30 protein-coding genes are annotated in these 23,302 nt (G+C 67.1%); 12 read left to right on the top strand and 18 right to left on the bottom strand.

What is annotated here, in order from left to right; translation table 11 throughout:
* Positions 1-36 precede the first annotated feature (36 nt).
* From IPK85_01420 to IPK85_01340, 17 genes are all read right to left on the bottom strand, one after another.
* Complete coding sequence (locus tag IPK85_01420) at positions 37-765, bottom strand: AAA family ATPase (GenBank protein ID MBK8246055.1); 729 nt, start codon at positions 763-765, stop codon at positions 37-39.
* Between the two features lie 170 nt (positions 766-935).
* On the bottom strand, positions 936-1,337 hold the full coding sequence (locus tag IPK85_01415; GenBank protein ID MBK8246054.1) for a hypothetical protein: 402 nt from the start codon (positions 1,335-1,337) through the stop codon (positions 936-938).
* Complete coding sequence (locus IPK85_01410; protein MBK8246053.1) at positions 1,303-2,034, bottom strand: PD-(D/E)XK nuclease family protein; 732 nt, start codon at positions 2,032-2,034, stop codon at positions 1,303-1,305. The genes IPK85_01415 and IPK85_01410 overlap by 35 nt, the downstream gene beginning before the upstream one ends.
* The gene (locus tag IPK85_01405; protein ID MBK8246052.1) at positions 2,031-2,933 is read right to left on the bottom strand and encodes a hypothetical protein; all 903 of its coding nucleotides are present in this window, start codon (positions 2,931-2,933) and stop codon (positions 2,031-2,033) included. The genes IPK85_01410 and IPK85_01405 overlap by 4 nt, the downstream gene beginning before the upstream one ends.
* A gap of 367 nt (positions 2,934-3,300) precedes the next feature.
* Positions 3,301-3,471, bottom strand: a complete 171-nt coding sequence (locus IPK85_01400) for a hypothetical protein (protein ID MBK8246051.1) — start codon at positions 3,469-3,471, stop codon at positions 3,301-3,303.
* An 81-nt stretch (positions 3,472-3,552) separates the two neighbouring features.
* Positions 3,553-3,783 (bottom strand): hypothetical protein, encoded by a 231-nt coding sequence (locus tag IPK85_01395; protein ID MBK8246050.1) that lies wholly within the window; start codon positions 3,781-3,783, stop codon positions 3,553-3,555.
* An 81-nt stretch (positions 3,784-3,864) separates the two neighbouring features.
* The gene (locus IPK85_01390) at positions 3,865-4,209 is read right to left on the bottom strand and encodes a hypothetical protein (protein ID MBK8246049.1); all 345 of its coding nucleotides are present in this window, start codon (positions 4,207-4,209) and stop codon (positions 3,865-3,867) included.
* Entirely contained in the window at positions 4,202-4,468 is a 267-nt protein-coding gene (locus tag IPK85_01385) for a hypothetical protein (protein MBK8246048.1), read from the bottom strand. The genes IPK85_01390 and IPK85_01385 overlap by 8 nt, the downstream gene beginning before the upstream one ends.
* A complete protein-coding gene (locus IPK85_01380) occupies positions 4,465-4,815 on the bottom strand; it encodes a hypothetical protein (protein ID MBK8246047.1) in 351 nt (116 codons plus the stop codon). Before IPK85_01380 ends, IPK85_01385 begins: the two co-directional genes overlap by 4 nt.
* Positions 4,812-5,522 carry a hypothetical protein gene (locus IPK85_01375; protein ID MBK8246046.1) on the bottom strand — a complete coding sequence of 237 codons (711 nt, stop codon included), beginning with the start codon at positions 5,520-5,522 and terminating at the stop codon, positions 4,812-4,814. The genes IPK85_01380 and IPK85_01375 overlap by 4 nt, the downstream gene beginning before the upstream one ends.
* Before the next feature lie 3 nt (positions 5,523-5,525).
* Complete coding sequence (locus IPK85_01370; protein MBK8246045.1) at positions 5,526-7,283, bottom strand: DEAD/DEAH box helicase; 1,758 nt, start codon at positions 7,281-7,283, stop codon at positions 5,526-5,528.
* Positions 7,284-7,419: 136 nt separating this feature from the next.
* A complete protein-coding gene (locus tag IPK85_01365) occupies positions 7,420-7,746 on the bottom strand; it encodes a hypothetical protein (protein ID MBK8246044.1) in 327 nt (108 codons plus the stop codon).
* A 2-nt stretch (positions 7,747-7,748) separates the two neighbouring features.
* Positions 7,749-9,995, bottom strand: a complete 2,247-nt coding sequence (locus IPK85_01360; protein MBK8246043.1) for a hypothetical protein — start codon at positions 9,993-9,995, stop codon at positions 7,749-7,751.
* Positions 9,992-10,339 carry a hypothetical protein gene (locus tag IPK85_01355; GenBank protein ID MBK8246042.1) on the bottom strand — a complete coding sequence of 116 codons (348 nt, stop codon included), beginning with the start codon at positions 10,337-10,339 and terminating at the stop codon, positions 9,992-9,994. The genes IPK85_01360 and IPK85_01355 overlap by 4 nt, the downstream gene beginning before the upstream one ends.
* Positions 10,336-10,674, bottom strand: coding sequence for a hypothetical protein (locus IPK85_01350; protein MBK8246041.1), 339 nt, complete (start codon positions 10,672-10,674; stop codon positions 10,336-10,338). The genes IPK85_01355 and IPK85_01350 overlap by 4 nt, the downstream gene beginning before the upstream one ends.
* Positions 10,671-11,357, bottom strand: coding sequence for a hypothetical protein (locus IPK85_01345; protein ID MBK8246040.1), 687 nt, complete (start codon positions 11,355-11,357; stop codon positions 10,671-10,673). The genes IPK85_01350 and IPK85_01345 overlap by 4 nt, the downstream gene beginning before the upstream one ends.
* A complete protein-coding gene (locus IPK85_01340; GenBank protein MBK8246039.1) occupies positions 11,357-11,800 on the bottom strand; it encodes a hypothetical protein in 444 nt (147 codons plus the stop codon). Before IPK85_01340 ends, IPK85_01345 begins: the two co-directional genes overlap by 1 nt.
* Before the next feature lie 677 nt (positions 11,801-12,477).
* Between IPK85_01340 and IPK85_01335 the strand changes: the two genes are divergently transcribed.
* Entirely contained in the window at positions 12,478-14,088 is a 1,611-nt protein-coding gene (locus IPK85_01335; protein ID MBK8246038.1) for a hypothetical protein, read from the top strand.
* A 53-nt stretch (positions 14,089-14,141) separates the two neighbouring features.
* Here the strand turns inward: IPK85_01335 and IPK85_01330 are convergent, their stop codons facing one another.
* Positions 14,142-14,669: a hypothetical protein gene (locus IPK85_01330; protein ID MBK8246037.1), complete on the bottom strand. Its 528-nt coding sequence runs from the start codon at positions 14,667-14,669 to the stop codon at positions 14,142-14,144.
* A 468-nt stretch (positions 14,670-15,137) separates the two neighbouring features.
* On the opposite strand from IPK85_01330, the gene IPK85_01325 reads away from it, so the two are divergent.
* The 11 genes from IPK85_01325 (at position 15,138) to IPK85_01275 (ending at position 23,298) form a co-directional block, all read left to right on the top strand.
* Positions 15,138-16,055: a hypothetical protein gene (locus IPK85_01325; GenBank protein MBK8246036.1), complete on the top strand. Its 918-nt coding sequence runs from the start codon at positions 15,138-15,140 to the stop codon at positions 16,053-16,055.
* A 164-nt stretch (positions 16,056-16,219) separates the two neighbouring features.
* Positions 16,220-16,705: a hypothetical protein gene (locus tag IPK85_01320; GenBank protein MBK8246035.1), complete on the top strand. Its 486-nt coding sequence runs from the start codon at positions 16,220-16,222 to the stop codon at positions 16,703-16,705.
* Between the two features lie 32 nt (positions 16,706-16,737).
* Complete coding sequence (locus tag IPK85_01315) at positions 16,738-17,388, top strand: hypothetical protein (GenBank protein MBK8246034.1); 651 nt, start codon at positions 16,738-16,740, stop codon at positions 17,386-17,388.
* A gap of 390 nt (positions 17,389-17,778) precedes the next feature.
* Positions 17,779-17,982 (top strand): hypothetical protein, encoded by a 204-nt coding sequence (locus tag IPK85_01310; protein ID MBK8246033.1) that lies wholly within the window; start codon positions 17,779-17,781, stop codon positions 17,980-17,982.
* Between the two features lie 48 nt (positions 17,983-18,030).
* Positions 18,031-18,627: a transglutaminase domain-containing protein gene (locus tag IPK85_01305; GenBank protein MBK8246032.1), complete on the top strand. Its 597-nt coding sequence runs from the start codon at positions 18,031-18,033 to the stop codon at positions 18,625-18,627.
* Positions 18,628-18,663: 36 nt separating this feature from the next.
* The gene (locus IPK85_01300; protein MBK8246031.1) at positions 18,664-18,921 is read left to right on the top strand and encodes a hypothetical protein; all 258 of its coding nucleotides are present in this window, start codon (positions 18,664-18,666) and stop codon (positions 18,919-18,921) included.
* A gap of 143 nt (positions 18,922-19,064) precedes the next feature.
* Positions 19,065-19,340 (top strand): hypothetical protein, encoded by a 276-nt coding sequence (locus IPK85_01295; protein MBK8246030.1) that lies wholly within the window; start codon positions 19,065-19,067, stop codon positions 19,338-19,340.
* Between the two features lie 5 nt (positions 19,341-19,345).
* Positions 19,346-19,876, top strand: a complete 531-nt coding sequence (locus IPK85_01290) for a hypothetical protein (protein ID MBK8246029.1) — start codon at positions 19,346-19,348, stop codon at positions 19,874-19,876.
* Entirely contained in the window at positions 19,876-20,592 is a 717-nt protein-coding gene (locus tag IPK85_01285) for a hypothetical protein (protein ID MBK8246028.1), read from the top strand. The genes IPK85_01290 and IPK85_01285 overlap by 1 nt, the downstream gene beginning before the upstream one ends.
* Positions 20,593-20,596: 4 nt before the next feature.
* The gene (locus IPK85_01280) at positions 20,597-22,609 is read left to right on the top strand and encodes a hypothetical protein (protein ID MBK8246027.1); all 2,013 of its coding nucleotides are present in this window, start codon (positions 20,597-20,599) and stop codon (positions 22,607-22,609) included.
* Positions 22,606-23,298: a hypothetical protein gene (locus tag IPK85_01275; protein MBK8246026.1), complete on the top strand. Its 693-nt coding sequence runs from the start codon at positions 22,606-22,608 to the stop codon at positions 23,296-23,298. Before IPK85_01280 ends, IPK85_01275 begins: the two co-directional genes overlap by 4 nt.
* The last annotated feature ends 4 nt before the right edge of the window (positions 23,299-23,302 follow it).

The raw sequence follows: 23,302 nt of genomic DNA, 5'->3' as shown, positions 1-23,302 counted from the left end.
GTGACTGGTTGGTTGTGGCTCAGTACAAGGGCGGTGCTAGGCGCCCAGGTACGGGGCGATGTGCGCCCCGAAGTTGAAGTTTTGATAGGCACCGTTCGGCATCCCCGGGATGCGCCCGCCGCCTGTGAACATGCCTCGGCGGCACATGTAGGCCATGAAGACCCCATCGGCCTCCTGCTCGGTGTAGGCGATGATGTCGCACTCGCTCGGGAGGAGCGCCCCGATCTGACCCTTGAGCGCGTTCGTGTGACCGATGATGCGCCCGTCTTTCGACTGCTTCACCTCATCGAGACACGTCAAGACCACGTGCACGGGGAGCGCCCAGAGCGCCGCGCGGAAGGCTTTCCAAGCCTCGAGCAGCACACCCCAGGTCTGCTGCTCCATCTTGCCCTGCCCCACCAGCTCGGACATCAGCATCGACTCGAAGTGCGACAGCGAGTCGATGATGATCGTGCCCACAGGGCTGCCGTCAGCGCGTCGCAGCGTCCCGTTACGCGCCTCGGCAGAAGCCCAGCGCACCACGTCCATGAGCGCTGGCCCGCTCGAGCTCTTGCCGGCCTGGAAGCCGCCGCACTCGACCACGCTCACGTGGAAGGGGAGGTTGTCCGCCACACGAGCCCCGTTCTCGTCCTTTGCCGAGACGAGCAACGAGTTCGGGAAGGAGAGCGCCGTCGAAGTCTTCCCCGACCGCGAGGGCCCCGTGAAGAAGGCACGCACGGGGCGCGTGGCGACGCCCTGGTTGGTCCGCATGTGGGCGTTCAGCATTCGAGTCGTGCTCCGGTGAGAGTCGGGCAGGCGAGGGTCTTCATGGTGTCACTCCGTCCTAGGCGTGTTGGCGTAGGTTGCGTTTTGTTCGGTTGTGTCGAACGGAGAATCAGGTTCTTACAGGAGCGCGGTGGAGAGGTCAATAGATTTTTTCGACCAATCGTATGTGGTCACGGAAGTACGGACAGTTGCAGCTTTTTCTGCCTTTCGAAGAACGGACCCACGGGTGCCCCGGCGGCGTAGTCGTGTCCCGTGTACGGTCGCCCCTGCTCGAGCATGCCGCGCGAGACGTCCGTGCTGCACACGTCGAAGAAGGGGCAGAGCCCGTACGGGCGGTTGCAGGCCGCCCAGTTCTTCGGCCAGCCGCGCTCAGGATTCCGCTGCTGGTCTTGCTGGGCGAGCAGCATCGACTCGCGCCACTCGAGCAGCCCCTCCCACGGGGGCGCCACGACCACGCGGTGATTGCGCGGCTGCGCCTTGCTCCATTCAACCTTGCCGCCCTTCGTGGTGAGGTTCACGAGGCCGCCCGCGTAGTACTCACCGGGCCAATGCGTCTCGAGCGCGTTCGCCATGACCCACACCTGCCCCCGTCTGGAGGTCGTGCGTGAACATCTTCAACGTCTGGGGGTCGTCGAAGGTCGAGCTCTTGTGCTCGACGCTGCGCAACACGGGCGCCGCGCGCACCTCGTAGTCGCGCACGACGAGGTCGAGGCGGCTCGTGTACGTGACGCCCTGCCGAGGGTTCCCAGCATCGGTGCGGAACTCGTGCTCGACGGCCAGGATCTCCCACTGGTCCCCGCGGCTGAACGCCAGGTAGCTCTTGAGCATGCGCTCGAGCCGACCGCGCCAGGTGTCGTTGTCGTAGTCGGGGGGCCCTTCGAGGGCGTCCGGCACCGAGAACGCAGCGCGCGTGGCCTCTTCAGCGCCCGCGCTGAAGTAGGCTGTGGGGTCGATCCAGTTGAGCTGCAGCGCGTTCACGATGGCAGCTCCCAGCGCCGGGGTGTCGGCGCGCCCCGCCATGGCCTGCTGCGCCCGCTGCCTCACCTTGTAGAACCGCTCGAGCATCAAGTGCCAGAGCAGCCCCATGTCGAGTGCCTCGCTCAGCTGCAAGGGCGTCCAACCGAGGTCGTTGCTGAGGAGCCCTTCGCGTGCGCACTGGAGCTCGCGGCGCCAGTACGTGCTGCCGCGCGAGCTGGGGCCGCCGTTGAACTCCGGGAAGATGTCGCTGAGAGGCTTCCGCAGCTGCGGCTCACCGGTCTGCACGATCATGGTGTCTGGTCCTTCTGCGCCTTCTTGCGCCTGATCACGGTCTTCTGCTTCACGGGCTTCACGAGGCGCTCCTCGGCCGGAGGCGGGGGTGCGTACGCCCCGAGGCTCTTCGGCCCGCTGTACTTGATGTCGCCGCGACGCATGACGCGCCCAGCGCCTGCGAAGTGCCGGCGGAAGCGCCCCTTCCGGTACCCGTAGTAGACCAGCACGGTGCCGACCTTGCTGCGCTCCTCGGCGCCGCCGAACCACAACGGCTCGCGCAGGAAGCACACTGCGTCGGCGGCCCAGACGTAGTCGAACCAAGGGCGCGCCGCATGCTCGAGGCTCACCACCATGATGACCTCGCCCGCGAACGGCAGCTCGTTGCCCTGCTGCACGACCTTGGCGGCTTCACCGCCGCGGGCGCGGGCCCGGTGGTTGAGCGACTCGGTGCGCACCTTCTTGAGCCACTGCTGGGTCTTGCCGGCCTTGAAGCCGGGGAAAACGTACGTGAGGCCCTCGTCCGGGAAGGGACGCCGCAGGCCATCACCGAAGGTTACCTTCCCTGGGAAGTTGTGCTTGTAGCGCATCGACTGTGTCGCCTCGGTCGAGAGCTTCAGCTGGGCCGCGCGGTACTGGGTGAGCATGTTCGCGTTCGTGGCGCGCGTCGGCGACCAGGGACAGCTGCACGGGTCGTACGCGATGGGCGCGCCGCCGAGGAACTGCCGGATCTCGTAGAGCAAGCCGGCAGGCGTCGTCACCTCCTCGGCGAGGAGCGACTCACGCTCGAACGCCTCAAGAGCGCCAAGGACGGGGCGGCCCAACGAGAGCTTCTGGGGCTGCTCTTCTTCTTCTTCTTCTTCTTCTTCTTCTTCTTCCTCGTCGAGAAGATCTTCGTCTACCGCACCGACCCTGCTCATCCTCCATGCTCCTTCTCGGCCGCAGCCGGTACGTATCTCGCTGACTCGGCGGCAAGCTGGGCGAACGCCAGCGACTCACGCACCCACTCCCCCATAGACACGCCTGCGCTCCTCGCTGCGGCCTGGTAGGCCTCGAGGTCAGCAGGCGTCACCCTGACGACCAACCGGGCCGTGCGGGCTCCCTGGGGGCCTGGCTTGCGGCCTGGGCGGGCGGGGGTCAGAGCGCGCAGCCAGCACCAAGGCGGAGGCGCCTCCTCCGCGCGCGTCGCACCGCACGAGCGAGGTCCATCGCAGTGCGTGTAGTCCGTGCCGTCGTCCATGCGCTCGACGCACATGTGACGACACACGCCGCATGTCGCTGGAACCGTCATAGTGAGCGCACTGTCTCCATGACGCCCTGGTAAGCGGTGTGCTCGCCGTGGACCTTGAAGTTCAACCCGGCGCCGCGCTCGACAACCTTACCCCAAAGCACCTTCACGCAGCCTGGGGTGATCCCGAGGATTGCGTCAATGCGAGCTTGCTCTTGTCGTTCGGTCATGGTCCTGTGTCCTCTCGGGGTGGTGTGCGTCCCGGACCGCTCTCGCGGTTTCGACTCGGCGCCCCGAGTCTCATCAGCGGGTCAGGCGGGGATGTTGGGGAAGGTGATGTTCTGGGCGACCCACGCTTCAGCGACATCGAAGGCGCGGTCGAGGCGGTAGTCAAAGCGATCGACCAGGTCGTTCCCGATGCGCAGGACAAGGCTCTTGCGCTCTTCGGCGTGGAAGTACTCCGGGAGCACTCGGCGATCTTCAAAGCCCCCAAAAATCTCTTCGGCTGTCTCGTTCTCGCTGCGGGTGTTTGGGCTGGTCATGACCTAACTATGTGCACACACGATTCAGATTGCAAGAGCCTTGTGCACACAAAGTTGCAAGCGCGCGGAATGACTGCGTTCTTAGTCGCGCTCGGCCTCGGCCGGTAGTCGTTCGCGGGCCCACACCGCAAGGCGCTCATGCGCGTCCCGGTGGCCTAGCGCGTAGTCGCTCCACCCGGTGTAGTCGGCGCTGTGGTCCGCACGCTCCACCACCTCCCCCATCGCCCGCGCGTAGCCCTGCGCGCGTTCGGCGTCCAGGGCGGCGAGGATGCGCTTGGCGGTATCGCCGTCGTAGACCGGCCCGATCGCCTTGGTGAACGCGTCGTAGGCGCCCTCCACGTGCTCTCGCTGGGGGACGTTGTACTCGTCCACCCAGGCGGCGTGCGCATCCACCACCGCCTGAGCCAGCGTGCGGAGGTCAGGCATGGGGAGCCCCGCTCTCTGGCGCATCGTCCTCGTCGGGCTTCAAGTCGCCGCAGTAGGCGCACCACGACCGACCGCCCTCGTCGCCGTGTCCGGGACACGTCTCGATCCGCCTGGACCACAGTTCCGCTTGATCGTCGGTGAGCGCCCCGATGGCGCGTGCAAACGAGATCACCTCTCGCATGGCGGACATGGCCCCCACGCTGCCGTTGTTGCGCAGTTCCCGCCATCGGCGGTGCAGTTCGTCGTCTGGATTGGTCACGGCGCCTCCGGTGCAGCGGGGAGGGCTCCGGCCCAGGCGGGCAGATGGTGCCGCCAGTGCGTCGGCGGGCTCTCTGCCGCCCCGTCGCCGGCCAGCCACCAACCGCCGCTGGCGGCCACCTTCGCCTCGTCGTACGTGCCATGCGCTACCAGCGTCGGGTCGAGTCGGCCATCGCGCGAGCCATGCTCTCCAAGCCAAGCCACATCCAGCCAGACACCACGCGGTGCCGCCGCGATCGGCTGCCACGCTGTCCGGGCCTCGGCTGCGCGTAGGCGGGTGATGAGGGCGAGCACGTGCGTCTCGTTGGGGTACTCGTCCTCCAGCGCATCCAGGTCCAGGCCGCTCATGACGCATCCCCTAGCAGGCGCTCGAGCTGCGCGGCCCAGTCTGGCGTACGCAACTCTCCCGTGTCCCACGCCGTGAACCCCGGCAGTTCACGCGCGCGCTCGACCTTGAGCGGCCACTCGCCTTTGTGGAGCATGCGCGCGGCCGTCCGCGCCGTCTCGTGCAGCGCCGGGTCGAGGGCGGGGGTGAGGTACTCAGCCGGCCGCCACTGCATCTCGTCGAAGTCGTAGCAGTCGTCTCCCACGTCACGGCGGCGCACGTCGGCCACACGCCACAGCCCACCCACCTCACCGCGCACCCAGTCCCCCACCTTGTAGCGCGGCTCGGGGCGGGTGGGCTCGGCGACCGGTGCGGACTGCTGCGCCGCCTCCACGATGGCCGCCGCCGTGGTCGCCGCCGTGAGCGCCTGCCGCTTCGCGTGGCACATCTCCCGGGCCGCAGCACGCGCTAGCCGGGCCTTCTCGCGGTCCGCGTCTGCCTGAGTGAACGCGGCCTCTGCCTCAGCGCACGCTTGTCCGGCGGACTGCGCCTCTTGCGCCAGCCGCACTAGCCGCGCGTGCCAGGGCTCGGGCTGCGGCACCGCCTCAGGCACCGGACGCGCGAGCATCGGACCGTCATCCCACACGGGTGAGTCGGCGTACGCGAGTGGGTCGGGCTGCGGCACGTCCATCGCCCGCTCTACCTGCTCTCGCGTGATGGGGTCAGCCATGGGTCAGATCCTGTTCTTCGCCCAGAGGGCGAGCTGCTGCACGAAGTCTTCCACACCCGCCTCGGGGCGTGCGTAAACCGAGAAGGCCTCACGCAGCTGCTGTGGCTCCTCGTCGCCAATGGCCGCTACGATCTCGTCAGCCTTCGAAAGCAGCGTGCGGATGATGTACTCGTCGAAGGTGGCGTCGGCGACCATCCAGTAGCTCAGCACGTTGCGGCGTTGCCCACCGCGCCAAACGCGCGCTTCGGCTTGCAACATGACCCCCGGCGTCCAGTCGAGGTCGTGCAGGAGCACCACGTTCGCGCACTGCAGGTTCACGCCCACGCCGAGCGCTCCGTAAGTGGCGATGAGCACTCCGCGGCGGCCTGCTTCGCAACGCTCGCGGAAAGTGAACACGGCCTTGTCACGCGCCCCGAGGCCTTGTTCCCCGGTGATGACCGTCGCCCCGGCGCCATCGCTGATCGCGCTGAAGTGCGTTGCCAAGTGGGCCGCCATGTCGCGTGTCCAGGTGAAGACCACGACCTGTTCGCCCGCCTCAAGGTGGCGCCGCACCGTCTGCACGGTAGCGTCGACCTTGTGCTTGCTCACCGCCGCACGCAGGGCCCCGACGGCCTTGATCGCCTGGTGGTCTTCAGCGCTCGGCAGCGTACCCGTCTGGCGCCACAAGCTGAGCGCATGGAGCGCCGCCGGTGTGAGCACCTTCTGTAGCCGGGCCACGGCCTTGTCATCGAGCGGTACAGGCACCGGGATGCGCTCCACGGGCGGAAGCTCGAGGCCCTGCTGGCGCACCATACTGACGGTCCGCCGCACGTAGTGGTGCCGGATGCGCTGCTGGAGCTCTTCAGTGTGGGTTGGCGCCCCGTCCACGAGCCCTCCGTGAATGTTTGGCTTGGCACCGGCGTACCGGATGCGGAAAGCGCCCTTGCTGCCCCACGTGCCCTTCCCGGTGAGCAGCTCGAGCAGGTGATGGAACTCCGCAACCCGGTTCTCGACGGGCGTGCCCGTGAGAATGACGCGCGCGGGGATGGCACCCACCGCCTGCATGACCGCGCGGCCGCGCAGAGTGGTCACGTTCTTTACGGTGTGCGCCTCGTCGAGGACCACTCCGGTGAACGGCACCAGACGGAGCCAGCTCCACCAAGCGTGGACGAGGTCGTAGTGGATGTACACCCACTTGAGCGCCGAGATGTCCGGGAGCGCTTCCTGGAAGACGACCGCCGGCTGGATCGTCTCGATGAAGTCGAACCGCTCGCCCGGAGCCCACTTCTGGAGCTCAGCGCGCCACGTAGAGCGAAGGCTCTTCGGCCCGATGATGAGCTTCGGACCGCCGCGCAGCTTCATGCACGCGATGGCGGAAGCAGTCTTCCCGAGGCCCATGGCGTCGGCCAACAGAAGCCGCTCACCACACTGGGGTTGGGCAAACCGCTGCAGCACCTCGAGCTGGTATGGCCGAAGCCGCGCGTCTCTCGGCAGCGCGCGCGCCACGGGGTCGAATGAGGCTCCCGGCTGCCACGTCAGCAGCCGCGGCAGCACAGCGAGCATCACACTCGCGGCCTCGGCGGCATTGTACGGAACGAACATCCACGTCTCGCCGCGGTGAGACGCCCAGACGCGCACACCGGCCACCTGGGAGCACTCCCACACCTGTTGGTGCGTGAAGCGGTCAGCGCAGAACGTCGCCCCGAGCGCGTCGTACACGGGCGCGAACGCCCCTTCGCCGATAGGCGCGCCGTGATGTCCGGGCGGTGTGAGAGAACCCATGGAAGGCATGCTGGCAGGAGGCAGAATCTTTGTCAACCACCTTTCTCAGCGACCTTTCTCGGGCACATAAAAATGGGGCGTCCGGTCTCTCCACCGAACGCCCCGGGCCACACCTGAGCCCTAGCACTCCCTACCGCTACCTACCGCTCGTCACCGTAGGCGCCAAGCCTAGCACACACGCCCCGTTGTCGTCCACGCTCTTGACCACGCATTCGAACCCGGCAGGGCAGAGCAGCGACAGCCACCACTCCTCGGGAGTCGAGCGCGTCACATGCTTCGCAGGCACGAACAGCACGTACTCCACGGTTGTCGCCGCGGCCGCCGCGTCACGGCCCAGACCGACCGCTTCGAGCGCCCAGTCCGCCGCGTCATCGTGCGCCCAAAGACACAGGTAGCGGTCGTCGTAGCCTTCGACCTCGACCTCGATGCCCTCGACACCGGGCGGCATCTCCGAGTCGCTCACGCTCACAACCCACCTCGCTTGTTGAGCACCTGCCCGAGCGCTTCGGGGCCGAGATCTTCACCCACTTCCTCGTCGTCGGCGCCGCCGTCATCGTCGTCGTCGTCATCGTCGTCGTCGTCGTCGTCGTCGTCAGCACCATCATCATCGTCGCCCTCGATGCGGAGATTGGCCAGGTCTGCCGCGCCACCGTTCGGGTCGATCTTCACCACCCGCAGGCTCTTCGTGGGCGCACCCTCAGCCGCTTGCTGTGCCGTGGGGGCCGCTGGGGGCGCCGGCTTGGGTTGTTGGGCCACTTGGACCGGCTGGACCGGCTGTGGGGTCTGCTGCACGACCACGACGGGTTGTGGCGGGGCCTGGCGCGCCGCCGTCTGCGCCTGGTCCGCGTTGAGCCGCTCCATGAACACGTCGAGCACCTTGCGCATGTACTCCGGGTGCATCTCGGTCACCGGCATGTTGCTCATGACGCTCTCGAGCACCTGGCGCGTGTTCGTCTCGAGCGCGGTCATGACCATCTCGGGGAAGTGGCCCTCGTTGTAGGCTTCGTCGATCACCCGCCGGAACCGGTCTGCCGTGAGGCCGGGGTCGCTCAGGTGGTGCGCGTGGAACACGGCCTCGCGCCACGCGATGGACGTGAACGCGGGGCCCATCTTGGCGAGGTGGTTCTCGAGCACCCACGCCGTGGCATCGGCCGCGTCGTCGTCCACCTCAAGGAGCCCCGCCCAGTTGGCGACGCTGGTGTTGTAGTCGGTGCCGTCTGTGGCCTGCGGGAGCTGCTGCGCCCGCTGGAAGACGGCCTGCTGTGCGGGCGTGAGCGCCACACCAGCGCCCTGTGGTGCGGTCCCCGGCGCTCCCGGCAGGGCGCGTGGCGGCTGCTGTTGCACCTGAGCGGCCGGCTTGCTCCCACCGCGCAGCGCCCCGATGACCTGGGGCATCTGGGGCAGCACCTCGGCAATGAGGCGCATGGCCAGCTCGGCGAGGTCAGGGTTGCCCGAGTTCTGCGCCTGCTCGGCCACCATGTCGGCGACCATCTTCAGCTGCATCATCGAGTTCTGCGACTGCTGGTCGGCGCGCTGCAGCGCGAGCTCGTCACGCCCCTGGCGCGCCGTCATGACGGCCGCGAGGATGGGCGCCCCGGCAGTGAGGAGCGCAGGGATGTCGGTCTTCTGCTGCTGCCCCTGAAGGAACATCTGCTGGAAGGCCTGCTGCTGCTGCATGTGCAGCTCCTGCTGTTTCATCTGCGCCTGGATCTGCGCCTGATGCCGCTGCGAGCCGTTGGAGATGAACGCGGTCGCCACAGGCACGACGGCGGCAGCCAGCGCCGCGAGCACGTTCGCGTCAAGCGTTTGCGACTTGGGCGGCTCGCGCGTGACCATGGCGAGCATCATCTGCATGTTCTGCGCCTGCTGCTGCATGGCGGCCTGCGCCGCGCGCTCCTGTTGCTGGTTCTGCTGCTGCATCATGTGCATCATCAGCGGCATGATGGCGGCGAGCCCGCCACCCTGATTCTGCTGCTGCAGCGCGAACATGCGCTCCACGTGCGTCTCCTTCTCGTTCGCGAGCTTCTCCTGGAGCACCGCCACTTGCTGCAACGTCGACTCGCGTCGATCGTCGAAGCGATGCGCGAAGTCCACGCTCACCTGATGCGCAGGGTCGAGCGCACCCCCAGGCTGCGCGGCCGTGTCGAACGCGTGCTGCCACTGGCTCTTGTAGTCGAAGGACGGCGGCATCGAGGTACCCATCAGGTTCGGGGGTGGCGGGCCCATGATCTCGCCGAGAGCGTTGACCGGCGGAAGCGGGAAGCCCGCGCTCATGGCGGACGCTGGCACGTTCACGCCCCCGATGTTGTGCGGCGCGAACGCGGGCGCCCCCGGAACGCGGAAGCCGCCACCAAGACCACCAAGGCCGCCGCCACCAGGGCCGCCCAGCGCGCGCGCGGCGCTCGGGTCGAACGCCTGACCCTCGAGAGGCACCTGCCACCGCGGGCTGAGCGCCTCGAGGGGGTTGTCGTTGTTGAACATCTGGACGATGTAGTTGCCGCCACCACCAGCCTCCATGAGGTCGCGCTCGAGCTGGCCGTTGGCGATGTTCTCGATCGGGTAGTCGCGCCGGTTCGCCCACACCACCACGTCGCGACCGTTCGGGCTGCGTCGGCGCACCTTCAGCGCCACCTGGGTGATCTGGTCACGCGTGAGTCGCGCGAGGTCTTTGAGGGGTGCTTCGGCGAGCACCTTCATCTGCTTTGCGGTCATCGGAACCAAGGCTCCCTGCGCTTCCGCGCGTCGTGTCGTTCGAGGAAGGCGTCGATCTCATGCTGAGGCGGGCCCGTGAGGAAGTCGGGCAGCAACCGGCGCACCACCGGCAGCGCCATGAAGTAGAGCGGCGTGAGCAGGTAGATGTCCCCCGCGCTGTGCGCCACGAAGAGGGCCGCCCACCAACCCGTGCAGTACGGGCAGATGACGAGCTGGAAAAGGAACACCGACCTGGACAACAGGCGCCGCAACGTCTCGAAGAGCGCCGACGTCGTGATGGCGTACGTGATGATGAGCACCACGCACACGTCGCACGCATGCTGCGCAACCTGCTGCCCGCTCATGGAACCACCGCCGTGGCGGCGTCGTTGTCGCCCTTCTTGAAGTTCTCGCAGCTCACATTGCTGCGCGCGGTCAGCATGCTGGCGTCGCCCTGCGTGCAGAGTCCGAGCGTCGTCGGGGGCGCGCCCAGGTGGCGCACCTGCCATTCGGCATCGTGCACCAGCTTGTCGAGGAAGCGCTCCTTGCGCATCGCTTCCTGCCCCGCGCGAAGCCGGAAGAACTTGCAGTCGCCGCAGGTGCCCTGGGTCTTGGCCGGGTCGCCGTAGATCTTGACGTCCTGCGCCGTCGGGATGTGCAGCAACGAGGACGTGGGCTTCTCGTCGGGCGGTGTGGTCACGCGGCCGGTTCCTTCGTGGCAGGCGCCGCCTTCTTCGCCTGCTGGAACGCCGAGGCCACCACGAAATCCGTACCGCCCAGCCAGGTGATGAAGTCGTAGTGCCGACGAGCCCGCTTGCGGTCCTTGCGGTTCAGCCCGCTGCGGATGGCGCGGATGTCCCCTCTCAGATCCTTGAGCGCGGTGATGCTCTTGAGCCACGTGTTCAGCACGTGGTTGACTTGCCAGCTGCCGAGCTCCTCGAGGATGTCCGCCTGATCCGAGAGGAGCGCCTCCCACGCGGGGTACTCACCGAAGCGGGCACGCAACAGCTCGAGCATCGGAGCACCCCACGGGTTGGGCTCGATGTCGTGGATGTCGAAGCGCCGCTCCCAGGCAGTCACGCGCAGCTTGTACGTGCGCTCGGCGCCCTTCGCGGACAGCTCGAGCCCCTCCGCGCGGTAGTGTCGCGCCAGCGCCGCGATCTCTTCCGCTGGCGGCGGGGGCGGCCCAGAGAGCACAGCTTCGATGTGATCGACCGTCTTCTTCGTGAGGCGCGCTCGCTGCAGGAAGCTCACGAGTGCCTCGCGCGGGACACCGACCTCCACGAGCAGGCACACGCAGAAGCAGATGGCGCGGTGGTGCCCCGTGATCTTGGTGCCCTCGATGTCGGTGTAGCTGGTGATCGGACGCTTCTTCTTGGCCATCAGGTGTAGTCCTTGCAGCTCGAGACCTTGTGGGTGCCCTCGCGGTGAAGCTGGCAGGCGCCGTAGTCCTGCCAGCGGGTGATGCGCTTCCCGGCGGGCAGCTGCGGCCCCGTGATGTCCCATGGGTGCTCGCCCTTGGCGGCCTCGTCGGCCACTCCGATCTGCTCTGGGCTCAGGTACTTGGTGGCCTCTTGGAAGGCCTCAAACTGCTTCATCGACTCCTGCCCGAGCTCGTAGTCCCAGTGCTTGCAGGCCTCGCACGTGGGCTCGAGCAGACCCGTGAGGATGAGCAGGCGGCGCTTCGGCACGGTGATGGGGGCTGAGCCCACCACCAACGTGGTCACCTCGCGCGCCTTGCGCCCCAGGTAGAGTTTCCAGAGCAGCAGGGTGCCGCACAGCACTCCAGCGGCGAGCAACACATCGGCGATGAATCCGTTGTCCATGAGGTTCGTTCGGTTCCTTGATTCGAGACGTTCGAGAGCTACCCGGCCCGCCGGGTGAAGAGCGAGAGCCCGTCGCGCGAACACGACCGGGCCCTCCGTGACACACCCCGCTGACAACCCGGCCGTGCTGTCCAGTCCTGACGCCGTGCGACCCCCATAAAGCGGGAATCCTGCGACTTTTCAACGGGTTTGACCCCGTAACGACAGGCAAACTGCGATCTAATTGTACCGTTGGAGCCCTTGTTCGGCGACGGCGACAGCCGCCTGGCCGTTAGAGCAACGCGGGCACGTTCGGCACCACGGAGCACAGCTCGGGAGTGCACGCCACAGACCCATGGCCGCGGCGCTGGATGCTGGGGTGTGTCTTGGGGCACGAGCACGAAGACGTGGTACCACCTGCCCACCAAAGCTGCAACGGTAGGCTGTTTCACCACATGTAGGTGTTTGTGGGTGCCGAAGCAGCGGACCCTACGACAACCCTCTTGCCACCCGCCGCGCGCCGTGCGAGTGTGTCCCCCACACCACTGCTCGCCTCCACGCCTCCGCTGACTCAGCGTGGGAGGGGTGAGTTACGCCCTAAACCTGCGTAATCGTTGAAAGAGTGCAACCCCTTGTGCATTTGCCATGCACCTTGCACTCTGACCTGCACAGCCACCCGCACCCCTGAGATCCACCCTATGCTGGTCACCGTTGGCGTCCCTCTTGCGCCTTCCGAGCCCGTGCCCGCCCCACTCCCATCGTTCTCGCTCACGCGGGCACGGCCCCAACCGCCGCGCGTGGTCATCCACGGCCCCTCGCAGCACTTCAAGCTCGGGGACAGCCTCGAGGTCGCACGCGCGCTCATCGCGGCCATGCAGGCCCACGGGGAGGTCGCCTACACCGAGCGAACATGGTACCACTACAACCCCGCCGAGGGCGTGTTCGCCGAGCTCACGGAGGCCGACGTGGCGCGCTACGTCCACGCCTTCGCGGGCGCCACGCACGGGGCGAAGCCCTCGCAGGAGGACGAAGAGAAGAACGCGAAGCTGCTCGCAGCCTGGGAGCTTGAGACAGCGCTGGCCGTTGCCGAGGGCAAGAAGCCGCCGGCCAAGCCGCGCCTGCGGCAGCCGCGCCTTCTGGCGCTGAACGCGCCCTTCGTCAGCTCGGTGATGACCAGCATGGCCACGGAGCTCGAGGACAACGACTTCTTCGCGGCCGCGCGCCCGGGCATCGCCTTCCGCAACGGCTTCGTCGAGGTGCGCCCCGACGCCATCTACACGCTGCCGCACAGCCCGGCACACCGCGCGCGCTTCCGCTTCGGGTTCGACTACCAGCCGGCCGCGCGCTCGGATCGCTTTGCGACCTTCTGCCAAGAGATCTGGCGGGACGAGACGCCGGAGGAGATCGCCACACGGCACCAGCTCTACCTCGCGTTCATCGGGGTCTGCAACCTCGGCCAGGCAACGCGCTTCGGCAAGGCGATCATCCAGTTCGGCGAGGGCAGCAACGGCAAGACCACGCTCATGGACATCGTGACCGGCTGCATGCCGGGACCCGACGCGGTCACTAACGTGAAGCCGCAGAGCCTCGAGGGCGAGTACTACCGCGACATGCTGGCCGGCAAGCTCTTGAACGCCGTCGAGGAGATGCCCGAGGCCTACATCGAGGACACGGGCCCCATGAAGGCTGCCATCACGGGCGACTTCATGCTCGGGCGCGCCATCCGCAAGTCGCCGCGGCGCTTCCGCCCGATCGCTGGACACCTCTACAACGCCAACAACCTCCCGAAGACCAGCGACCACACCACCGGCTTCTGGCGCCGCCTCATCCTCGTCGACTTCAAGCGCGACTTCGAGCACGGCGCTGGGGCGAAGGAGGGCGGCACCCGCGTCGACATGGCCAAGCACGTGCTCGAGGAGCTGCCGGCCATCCTCTGCGAGGCGCTGGCTGCAGCCTGGTACGCGCTCAACGCCGAGGCCTATCCGACGCCCTCGGCCACGACCGACCTCATGACCGCGTGGCGCTCCGAGAACGACACCATCGTCGAGTTCATCGAGACGTGCCTGGTCCCGCTGAACCAGCAGGTCGAAAGCCGCGAGGGCTGGATCAAGAGCTCGGAGCTGTACTTCATCTACCACACCTGGGCGAAGCAGAACGGCCACACGCCCTACGCCAGCAACAAGTTCCGGCAACGGCTGCAGCAGCTCAAGTACCGCCACCTGCGGAGCGCGCAGGGCACCATCTACCCCTTCCAGCTGCGCGGTGCGCCCACCTTCCAACCGGCTGGTCAGGCCCCGCTCCAGCACTGATGCGGAGCTACACCAGCTGGGCGCTCAGCGCAGCCGCATGAAGAACTTGTGCTTCACCGACGGCGGCAGCTGCCGGTACCGAGCGCCAGCATCTCGGCCTTCGTGCGGTTGACCGTGCTCTTGCCCGTGACCTGGCGCCCGTCAGGCGTGGCCCAGCGGCGGCCCGGCGCGGTGGTCCCGAGGTACGTCCAGTTCGTGGCCCGGTAGATGGCGCCCGTGTGCCCCTGCGCGGTGTCCGCGTACGTCAGCAGGGTGTGCCAGCGGGGTTCCTGACGGATGAGCCGGATGGACCTCCCGATGAGAAACGACGCCCCGTTCTTGGGCACGCTCGGGGCGACCGCGAGGCGTGAGAGCGCGAGCACCCCGCGCCACGCATCGGGGCCGCGCCCACCAGTCACGGACTCGGCAGCGACCCGCGTGGGCGGCAACCACAAGGCGACCCCCACGAGCTCCTCGTTGAGCAGCAAACCGTGACAGAAGACCGAGGTGTTGGGCGCGCCCCCGGCGTAGTGGTGCGATGCCACGAAGGCGCGGCCAAGGGCGTGCGGAACGGGAGCAACCCGGTACGGTGAGAGCGCCATGCCGAGCACCCTAGCACGGCTTAGTTAGCAGCTGCATTGAGAAACCGTGACCACCGATGACGATACACAGCAACGCATCGACTTATCTGTTGACAACTTTACACGACTTTACGAGTGCAAGTAAAGTGCAAGCGAGTGCAAGGCAGAGTGCAAGTGATTTTCGACCTAAGTCGTTGAAATGACTAACAGAGTGCAACCAGTGTATGTGTTAAACACCCATGTTCTAATATTGGAAATATTTTGGCCGGATAAGTAGAGCGGAGCATTTCTGCTCTACCAAACCGGCCAACGATTTTTCAATTAAAAAGTACGACCCCCAATGCACTTGCACTCTGCCACTTCCCCAATGCTAACAACGATCTAGCTTGCACTTGACCTTGCACTTGACTTGCACTGCTTGCACTGTGTGGTCCAGGTCACAAATTTAGCATTTTGCGTACTTGACGCGCCTCGGGCATGCTCTCGGGCATGGCCAACCGTCACCACCTCTCGCCTGCCGAGCGGCTCCTGGAGCGAACCCTCGTGCGCATCGTGTGCCCACTTGTCCGGCCTCTCCGACGCCCGCTCTACCGGGCCCGCCGCCCGTTGCTCCGGCGCAAGCGCCTGGGTTCAACCCACGCAGGCGACGCGCTGTCGTTGAGCGCCGTCGACGGGCTGCTCGACCTGCTCGACATGCCGGCGGTGTGGGCGCTGCAGCTCCGGGCGCGCGGCCAGCATCGTGTTCTCGACGAGTTCCAACGGCAGCTCGAGGAGTTTCTGCAGCAGGCCGACTTGGAACCGATCGTGCTGACTGCCGAGGGCGCGGAGGCGCTGGACCGCATGCTGGCCACAGATCATGAGCCAACGCCAGCGCTGGTGGCCCTGATGCGGGGCCTCCCGCCTGTCCTCGCAGTGCTCGCGCTCACCGCCTGCGTCACACCCCCACCGCTCGCCGCGCTGCAGGCCACGGACCCATGGGCACAAGCTGCGCACCGGCTCGCCGCCGACTGGGAGGAGCACCCAACGCTTCCCACGCTCGAGACGCCGTTGTGCCGCCGCTACGTCGCCCAGGTGCGCGTGGTGCACACGACCGCGCAAGAGTTCGCGGACCACACCGGGTTCTGCCCCATGACGACGACGGGTTGCTCGACCATGGGCGGCTGCCCAGGGACGCGCTGCGTGACGGGCTCGGTCATCATCACCGGAGGCGATGTGCCGACCATCTTCTTGAGCCCCGAGGAGAACGCAGACGGGCACGTGGCGACGGTGCGCCACGAGATGGCGCACGTGCTGAGCGCGTGTACGACGGGGGCCTTTGACAGCGGTCACCGGGACGCGCGCGTGTGGGGCGGCAGTTGCGGTGTGGTCTGGCGAGGGGCCGCCGAGTGCCGCAAGGTGCAGCGCTGAAAAGACTGCGGGCGTGCATCCCCCTTAGGACGCACGCCCGCACACCACACCTGAAGGAGCAGCAGAAACAACGCTTCGAGATCTGAGGGGGCTGTACAGCACGGGGCGCGGGTGTGCAACCCTTTCTGCGTGACAGGCGTTTCGCGCGCGGGTACAATGCCTGGATGCCACACCCTCTCTCACAACATGGCGTACTGCTGCGCATGCTCGAAGATCATGCGCTGGTTCAAGTGCACGTGAACCTCGAGCACCCCGACATCGTCGTCCCGCCGAGCTTGCTCGAGCGCCCTGACCGCAAGGCCTACAACCCGAACGTCCCACGCGTGGCGATGTTCGAGCTGGGCCTCAACCTGGCGGTGCCCCCAACGGGTTGGGACTTCGGCGAGCACGAGATGCGCGTGACGCTCTCGTTCGGGCGTGTGCCGTTCGCATGCGTCTTCCCTTGGGAAGCGGTCTTCATGATCGACTCGGGGGAATTCAACGATGCGAGCGCTCCGCGCGTGGTGTGGCCCTGGTCGGCGAGCGTGGTCCAGCCCGAGCTCTTCGAGGGCCTGAAGGGGCTGCGCAAGGTCAACGAGCTGTTGGACGCCACCGGCGGGCGCAAGCCTCCCGAGCCGCCCAAGCCCCGGCACCTGAAGGCGGTGGAGTGATGGGTGCTCTCACCGCAGAAGATCTCCCCCTCGTGCGCAAGCTGCGCGTGGCCGCCGAGACGTGTCGGCCCCAGGACCTTCGGCGCTGCGCCGGCATCGAGAACGATGCGTGGGTCATGGGCGCCTTCTGCACCGTGCACATGCCTGCGCTCTGGGAAGACTGGGCGCGCGCCAACATGGCGGATACGCGCGCTGACGCGCACGCGCGAGTCTGTCGAAAACTTCGGCTCATCGAGATGGAGCTGGAGCGGCCCGAGTTGGCGGACGCGTACCAGCTGAACAGCTTGGGGCGCACCGCCGCAGAGCAGCGAAAGCTCGACATCGCCATGAGCGTCGCGGAGAAGTACGACGAGGAGCGCAAGGCTACCGAGCTCAACGCCCGTCTCGAGGCTGAACACCGCGCCGAGCAGCTGCAGACGTACCGCAAGGCAGAGCTCGCCACGGGTCCCGTGCGCGTGGCGCCCGCCATCGAAGCCCGCGCTGACAACGGCGGCTGGTTCCACATCTGGTGCACGGCAGAGCGTGTGGACGCACGCGGCGTGAAGACTTTGCGCGAGTGCGCGGCCGGCATCCACCCTGTGCTGGGCGAACTGCGGCTGCCCGCCGCCAAGCTCGGGCCCGAGTGGGCGCCCCTTCTGCGGCGCGCAGCGGACATCATGGAGAAAAGGACGGTGGAATCATGATCCGACAGCTGGCAGCCCTCTTCGCCCCGTTGATGACCGCAGCCGGTCCTCGTGGGTCCATCGTGCCCGTTTCTCTGCGGCGAGCGCACGTGATAAACGGCGCCAGCAACCGCTCAGCTCGGGGAGGCGGCCGGCGGCGCAAGGGGCGGCGTGTTCCGCGTGTAGGGGGCATCGCGCACCCGCCCACCGCGCGCTTGCGTGCCTGTGGCCACTGGGGTCGGCGGTGACACCGGGGCGTGGTGTCTACCCGGAGGCCCTCGAACGCGAGCACGTAGCACGTGCCGCGCGGGAACATCGGGAAGAGGCGGAACGGTCCAAGCCGCGCTGGCGGGTGACGGACTGCACTATGTGCGGCGGTTCGTACGAAAGACATCGAACGTGGTGCCCGTTGTGACGACGGTCCGCATCGGGGACCAGGAGGTGGTGCTGACCGAATGGCAGCACACGGCGAAGTGGTCGCAGATCATCGAGTGTACGCGGCTCCCCGCCGACATCGAGCCCAAGTACCCAGACACGCGTGGCGGCCGGATGACCCGGCAGCGTGAACGTGCCGTGTGTAGGCGCCAGCGCGGGTTCTACGTCGTAGAACGGTAGCCGTTGCCTTGCAGGATGGTGGTGTGGTAGTGTAGGTTCTGTACCTACATGGCGTCCTTCCGTTCGAACATCCACAAGACGGCGTCGCTCGACGACCACATCGCGCACATGCGCGAGCGCGTGGCCAACGGCGTGAAGGACCCCCACGTTCACCGGCTGGCGCGGAACATCGCGGCGGGCACCTGGGAGTGGCAGAAGACGCGCGAGGGCGCCGGCCGCGTGGCCTGCGTGCCCTTCAAGGACCGCTGGCATCCCGTGGCGCCTCCAAGGCAGGTTCCGCCCCGTTGTGGCCAGCGTGAGGACGCCTGCGTCATCGCGCGCCTCTGGGACTTCACGGTGCTCAACGTGCGCTACACCTCGGACCCGCGCGGCGTGGACACCTACGTGGACATCGCCACGACGCTCGCCGCCGGTGGTGGTGACTGCGACGACTCGACGATCTTCGTGTGCACGCTCGCTGAGTCGCTCGGCCTCTCGAGCATCGCGCGCGTCATCTCCCAGGACGGCAAGTACTGGGCGCACGTCTATCCGTGCATCGAGCTTGGGGGCAAGTGGGTTGCTCTCGACACGACCGAGCAGGGCAAGCGTCTGGGGTGGGAGTTCGCCCGGCCCGCAGCTGTCCGTGACTTCGACATGGGGCTCTGACCCCGCACATCGACCTGATCGAGGAGAATCTGACACATGGCCAAGAAGAGCAACAAGCGCCGCGGCGCCCGCAAGTCCACCCGTCGGGGGCTCAGCTCCGTGACGTGCAGCCGCGTCAAGGGCAAGACCGTCTGCCGTCCCACCCTGTCGGGGGTGAAGCGCAAGTCCAGCAAGGGCAAGCGCCGGGGCGGCCTCGCCGGTGCGAAGCGCAAGACCGTGAAGGGCAACCTGCGCGGCCTCGGTGAGGTCACCTGCCAGCGCGGGCAGTACGGCTACAACTGCCGGAAGGTCTGAGCGCCATGGGCCCGTACGATCTCGCTTACGGCATGCAGGTCGCGAACCTGCGTGCAGGCGCAACGGGACGTGTGGCGCGGCGTGGTCTTGCGGGAGACACGCCGGCTGATGCGTCCGTGAAAACAGCCACTGATGAGGCTGCCATGGCGCAGTCCATGACGCGTCCCGGTGGCGGCAACAGCATCATGGTGGACCCCAAGGTGAACCTGCTCGACCCGAAGGGTGGGGTCACACCGGACACGTACATGGGCGTTTCGCCCACCACGCCGGGCCCCGGGGAGGTTTCGACCTACCTGGCGCCCGTCGAGCCGCAGACCGTCCTCGAGCGCTTCAACGCGCTCTCCACGCCAGCGAAGGTCGGCGTCGGTGTGGGCGGTGTGGTGGCCGTGGCCGGGCTTCTCTGGCTCCTGAAGGGCTGATCAACATGCGCCGCTATCCCACGCTCCCTGGACCCTGGCAGACCCGCGACAACTTGCCCGAGGAGATGCAGCAGCTCCCCCTCGAGCTCTTGCGTCGCGACCTCACGACGCGGGCCCCGAACATCGTCAACGCTGTCCTCTTCGGGCGGCAGATGTTCAACCCCTTCGCGATCCTGCCGCGGAAGTACTCGCCGTTCGCGGCGGGTGCGGTGGGGGGTGTGGAGGCGGTTTACGCGGCCGACGTGCGGCTCGCGGAAATGCACGACTACGTGCTGCAGCAGGTGGGCGCCCCCGCGCCCGACGCCCCACCAACCGTGCGGCTCAGCTACGCCATGGGAGCCGTTGACACGCAGCTTCCTGCCAACATCCCGTTCACGCCGCGCATGGGGCTTCCTCCGTTCGCGATCGAAGAGCAGAACAGGCTGCGGCACATCCAGGATCGCGAGGGCGCTACCCTCCCGGCCCAACACACCTACGACGCCCTCGAGATGGTGTCGGAAAACGCGGCCAGCGCGCGTTTTCAGGAGCGCTACTGATGCCTGCCACGTGGCAAGAAATGCAGGACTGGGGCTACATGGTGAACCAGCCTACGACGGGCCGCATCCTGCCCACGCGGCAGGGCCTCACCGGCATTGGCGACCGCCTCAAGGAGAAGCTCGGCCTGCGCGGCAGCGTGCGCTCTGGCACCTTTGCGGGCTACCAGGGAAGCGTTCAGACGCGCGATCGCTACGGCACGCCGCAGCCGATGCGCGCCATGAACGAGGACCTCGCCGCGCTGGCAGGAGCCTTCCGCGACCCACGAGATCGCGCAGCACTGGGCATGCTCGAGGTGCGCCTCAACAACCAGCACCTGCGCGGCCTCGAGGGCATCAACCAGGAGCGTGCTGGGCGCGTCTGCGGTACTATGAGCGCCATCGCGCAGATCACCACCGCCATCGGTACGGCGGCCACGGCGCAGAGCTCGACGTCGGGCGGCACGAAGGACCCGGTGAAGGGGCAGGGCACGGGCACCACCTCCAACTGGCAGACGGCCAGCACCATCGCCGGTCAGACCGATGAGATTTGCGGGGCCCTCTTCCCGCAGGGTAGTGCACCTCCGGCGGACCCGTTTGCGCCACCCAGTGCGCCCCCGGTCACACCGCCCGCTGGGTCTGCTGCCGGCGCTAGCTTCGGCAGCGATGGCAACAAGTACCTGCTCTATGGTGCGGGCGCTGTGGCGCTCGTCGGCGTGCTCTTCTTGCTGAAGGATTGAACGCATGGCCACGGACTTCCGATCGCCCATCCCGGGCTACAACGTGAGCTTCACGTTGCTCGCTGCGCTGAGCACGGCTGAGAAGACGTTGCCCGTCGTCAAGGACACGGTGGACTCCATCGTGGCCAAGGGTGTGATCAAGGAAGCGCACAAAGACGTCCACCCTTGGCTCGAGTACGAGCTGCCGTGTGAGCAGTACGCCCAGATGATGGTGCGCTTCGACGTCTTCCAGGCATGCCAGCAGCAGCTGAAGCAGTTGCTCGGGGTCTACACCGCGATCCCAACGCACTTCAGTCCGCCACTCGTCTCGGAGGAGCAGTGGGCCGACAACGCAGGGGGCGTGTACAAGCGTTCTTCCCTGGCGCGCGTTGTGACGATCAAGGCACAACGTGAAGAGCTCGGTCTCAAGGACAACGAGTGGCCCGACATGAAGGCGGTGAGCGCGTGGACACAGCAGCGCGCCATCCTCATGCGAACCTGGCACGACCTTGTGGCCAAGTACGTGGAGCTCGCGATGTGGGCGACCAACATCCAGCCGCTGTTCATGTTCCCCGGAGAGGCGCAGAAGCAGGTTGTCCCTGAGGGCTGGTTCTCGAGCGGTCTGGGCGTTCCTAAGCAGGTGCGCGAGCTGCTGGAGCACGAGTGCCGCCAGCGTGGCGGGACGTTCAGCTACTGGCAGGACAACCCGGGCATCCTCGGTGGATCGGTGAACGACTCGACGCGCAAGGCTGAGTTCTACCAGAGCTTCCACACGAGCACGCACAGCTGGTTCCCGGGGCACCCCGCGAGCGCAGCGGACTTCGCTCCGTTCCGGCGCGGTGTGGACGTGCTCAAGCTGGTGCGCGGCAACAAAGACGGCATGGTGTGGGAGGCGGCGCACTGGGATGAGTTGGACCGCTACCAGAACCTCAACCATCGAGCATTCCCGGTGCATGCCTTCGAGGCTTGGTACGGCCCCGAGTCGTTGCGCCCCGGCATGGTCCCTCGCTGGACGGGGGCGTACCCCTCGTTCCTGCTCGACTACGCGCGCTTGAAGCAGGGGAAGCCGGAGATCCCGTGGTTCGATGGTGACCACCCGCTCGACGGCGTCAATGCGAACGCCTACACGCCCAACCTTTCGCGCATGGTGATCAACCGTGCGGGCCAGGCGGCCGTCCCGGATCCGCCTACGAAGAAGGAACGGCGGCGTAGGCGCTTCAAGCGCTTCCTCCACTGGGTGTTCTCGCCGGCCACGGCCATGGCTCAGGCGATCGCGGAGAATCGTCAACAGGATGAGCCGCACAAGTCCATCGTCGAGACGCTCGAGTTCATCGACACGATGTCCGACAAGGACCTCGAGGACCACTACTGGAGTGCCTGTGCGGTGGACAGCAAGATGCTCGACGACGAGTGGGTGGAAGCGTGGGAGGACCCGCGCAAGTACCACCTGGGCGCGCGCCTGCGCGACGTGCAGCAGGAGATCCGTCGAGCTGAAGCCCTCGTGCCGGTGACCACTATGGGGCCCCGCATGCGGCTCAAGTGGGCAAAGGCGTGGGCCGAGGGTGTGGCGTACCAGGACGCGGCGCAGACGTTCCGCGAGGCCATGAACCTCTACTTCGACGGGCACATCGGCTTCTTCACGGCGCGTGGTGATCTCCAGCTCGACGCCGCCACGCGCGAGGCCATGGCCATCGCGAAGGCCAAGGCGAATGGCGCGAAGGTGACTCAGGCCATCGGCGCCGTGGCGGCGCTCGCCGCCGCCATCAACCCCATCGCGGGCGCCATCGTGGCCGTGGTCGCCGCGCTCGTCGGGCTCTTCACGAACCTGTTCGGCGGGAGTGTGCGTGCGGACAACTTCAGGCTCGCCCCGCAGACCCCGGTGCTGCGACAGCCGAAGGACCCGAACCAATGTCTGCCTGCGGAGGAAGCGGTCCTACTGCCCCCGCCGCCACCCCCGCAGTCGAACCTCGGCTACATCGCCGCGGCCGCAGCTGCAGCCGTGCTCGGCTACGCCCTCTTCCGAAAGAAATCGCCATGACCGTCACGGCCCGCACCGCAGTCCTGATCATCAACACCAAGCGCGCGCAGTTCGACGCGCTGCTGCGCGCGAAGTACGCGTCTGACGCCGGCCAGAGTGCCCCTGCGCGCGTGGAATACCTGTCGAACATCGGGCTGCTCGTCTACCCCGAGGCGCTCCGCTGGGCATCCGAGCGCGCGTTCAAGATTGGCACCACCAGCAACGTGCTCTACGTGCCGGACTCCGAATGGACGCAGGTGCTCGCCGCGCTCGACAAGCTCTACACCAGCGTGAAGGCGGCCGACACGCCGTGGAAGATGGCCAACGTGTTGGTGGGCGCCATCACGGGGCTGATGCCAGAGGGCTACCAGGGCGTTTCCCCAGCGCTCCCGGCCCCCATCAACACGGTGGCACCCGCGCAGACGCCCACCATCACGACCGGGTCTGGCGCCGGCGCGGACCCCGTGACGGGCTCGCTGCAGACCGGCGGCGACAACCTCGACACGTCGATGATCGACTCGAGCACGCCAGTCACCACGCGCGAGGACAACGTCATCACGCTGCCGGTCGCCACGAACACGGACCCGCTCGACAACCTGCGCCCGCCCGCAGAGGTCACCACCACCGGGATGGACCCGAAGCTGAAGATGGTCGGGTTTGCAGCGGCCGGCCTCGTCGGCGCCTTCCTCCTCGTCAAGCTCGCGAAGTGAGAAC

This window comes from Gemmatimonadota bacterium, assembly GCA_016712265.1.
Lineage (GTDB): Bacteria > Gemmatimonadota > Gemmatimonadetes > Gemmatimonadales > Gemmatimonadaceae > RBC101.
This window is presented reverse-complemented; position numbering and strand designations above follow the sequence as displayed.

Bases quoted from the DNA above. Each gene is read 5' to 3' on its own strand.
- IPK85_01275 (MBK8246026.1), top strand. From the start codon at position 22,606: ATGACCGTCACGGCCCGCACCGCAGTCCTGATCATCAACACCAAGCGC.
- IPK85_01340 (MBK8246039.1), bottom strand. From the start codon at position 11,800: ATGGACAACGGATTCATCGCCGATGTGTTGCTCGCCGCTGGAGTGCTG.
- IPK85_01295 (MBK8246030.1), top strand. From the start codon at position 19,065: ATGGCGCAGTCCATGACGCGTCCCGGTGGCGGCAACAGCATCATGGTG.
- IPK85_01280 (MBK8246027.1), top strand. From the start codon at position 20,597: ATGGCCACGGACTTCCGATCGCCCATCCCGGGCTACAACGTGAGCTTC.
- IPK85_01415 (MBK8246054.1), bottom strand. From the start codon at position 1,337: ATGGCGAACGCGCTCGAGACGCATTGGCCCGGTGAGTACTACGCGGGC.
- IPK85_01330 (MBK8246037.1), bottom strand. From the start codon at position 14,669: ATGGCGCTCTCACCGTACCGGGTTGCTCCCGTTCCGCACGCCCTTGGC.
- IPK85_01355 (MBK8246042.1), bottom strand. From the start codon at position 10,339: ATGAGCGGGCAGCAGGTTGCGCAGCATGCGTGCGACGTGTGCGTGGTG.
- IPK85_01405 (MBK8246052.1), bottom strand. From the start codon at position 2,933: ATGAGCAGGGTCGGTGCGGTAGACGAAGATCTTCTCGACGAGGAAGAA.
- IPK85_01335 (MBK8246038.1), top strand. From the start codon at position 12,478: ATGCTGGTCACCGTTGGCGTCCCTCTTGCGCCTTCCGAGCCCGTGCCC.
- IPK85_01320 (MBK8246035.1), top strand. From the start codon at position 16,220: ATGCCACACCCTCTCTCACAACATGGCGTACTGCTGCGCATGCTCGAA.
- IPK85_01400 (MBK8246051.1), bottom strand. From the start codon at position 3,471: ATGACCGAACGACAAGAGCAAGCTCGCATTGACGCAATCCTCGGGATC.
- IPK85_01420 (MBK8246055.1), bottom strand. From the start codon at position 765: ATGCTGAACGCCCACATGCGGACCAACCAGGGCGTCGCCACGCGCCCC.
- IPK85_01285 (MBK8246028.1), top strand. From the start codon at position 19,876: ATGCCTGCCACGTGGCAAGAAATGCAGGACTGGGGCTACATGGTGAAC.
- IPK85_01290 (MBK8246029.1), top strand. From the start codon at position 19,346: ATGCGCCGCTATCCCACGCTCCCTGGACCCTGGCAGACCCGCGACAAC.
- IPK85_01360 (MBK8246043.1), bottom strand. From the start codon at position 9,995: ATGACCGCAAAGCAGATGAAGGTGCTCGCCGAAGCACCCCTCAAAGAC.
- IPK85_01370 (MBK8246045.1), bottom strand. From the start codon at position 7,283: ATGGGTTCTCTCACACCGCCCGGACATCACGGCGCGCCTATCGGCGAA.
- IPK85_01345 (MBK8246040.1), bottom strand. From the start codon at position 11,357: ATGGCCAAGAAGAAGCGTCCGATCACCAGCTACACCGACATCGAGGGC.
- IPK85_01305 (MBK8246032.1), top strand. From the start codon at position 18,031: ATGGCGTCCTTCCGTTCGAACATCCACAAGACGGCGTCGCTCGACGAC.
- IPK85_01375 (MBK8246046.1), bottom strand. From the start codon at position 5,522: ATGGCTGACCCCATCACGCGAGAGCAGGTAGAGCGGGCGATGGACGTG.
- IPK85_01410 (MBK8246053.1), bottom strand. From the start codon at position 2,034: ATGATCGTGCAGACCGGTGAGCCGCAGCTGCGGAAGCCTCTCAGCGAC.
- IPK85_01395 (MBK8246050.1), bottom strand. From the start codon at position 3,783: ATGACCAGCCCAAACACCCGCAGCGAGAACGAGACAGCCGAAGAGATT.
- IPK85_01300 (MBK8246031.1), top strand. From the start codon at position 18,664: ATGGCCAAGAAGAGCAACAAGCGCCGCGGCGCCCGCAAGTCCACCCGT.
- IPK85_01390 (MBK8246049.1), bottom strand. From the start codon at position 4,209: ATGCCTGACCTCCGCACGCTGGCTCAGGCGGTGGTGGATGCGCACGCC.
- IPK85_01380 (MBK8246047.1), bottom strand. From the start codon at position 4,815: ATGAGCGGCCTGGACCTGGATGCGCTGGAGGACGAGTACCCCAACGAG.
- IPK85_01325 (MBK8246036.1), top strand. From the start codon at position 15,138: ATGGCCAACCGTCACCACCTCTCGCCTGCCGAGCGGCTCCTGGAGCGA.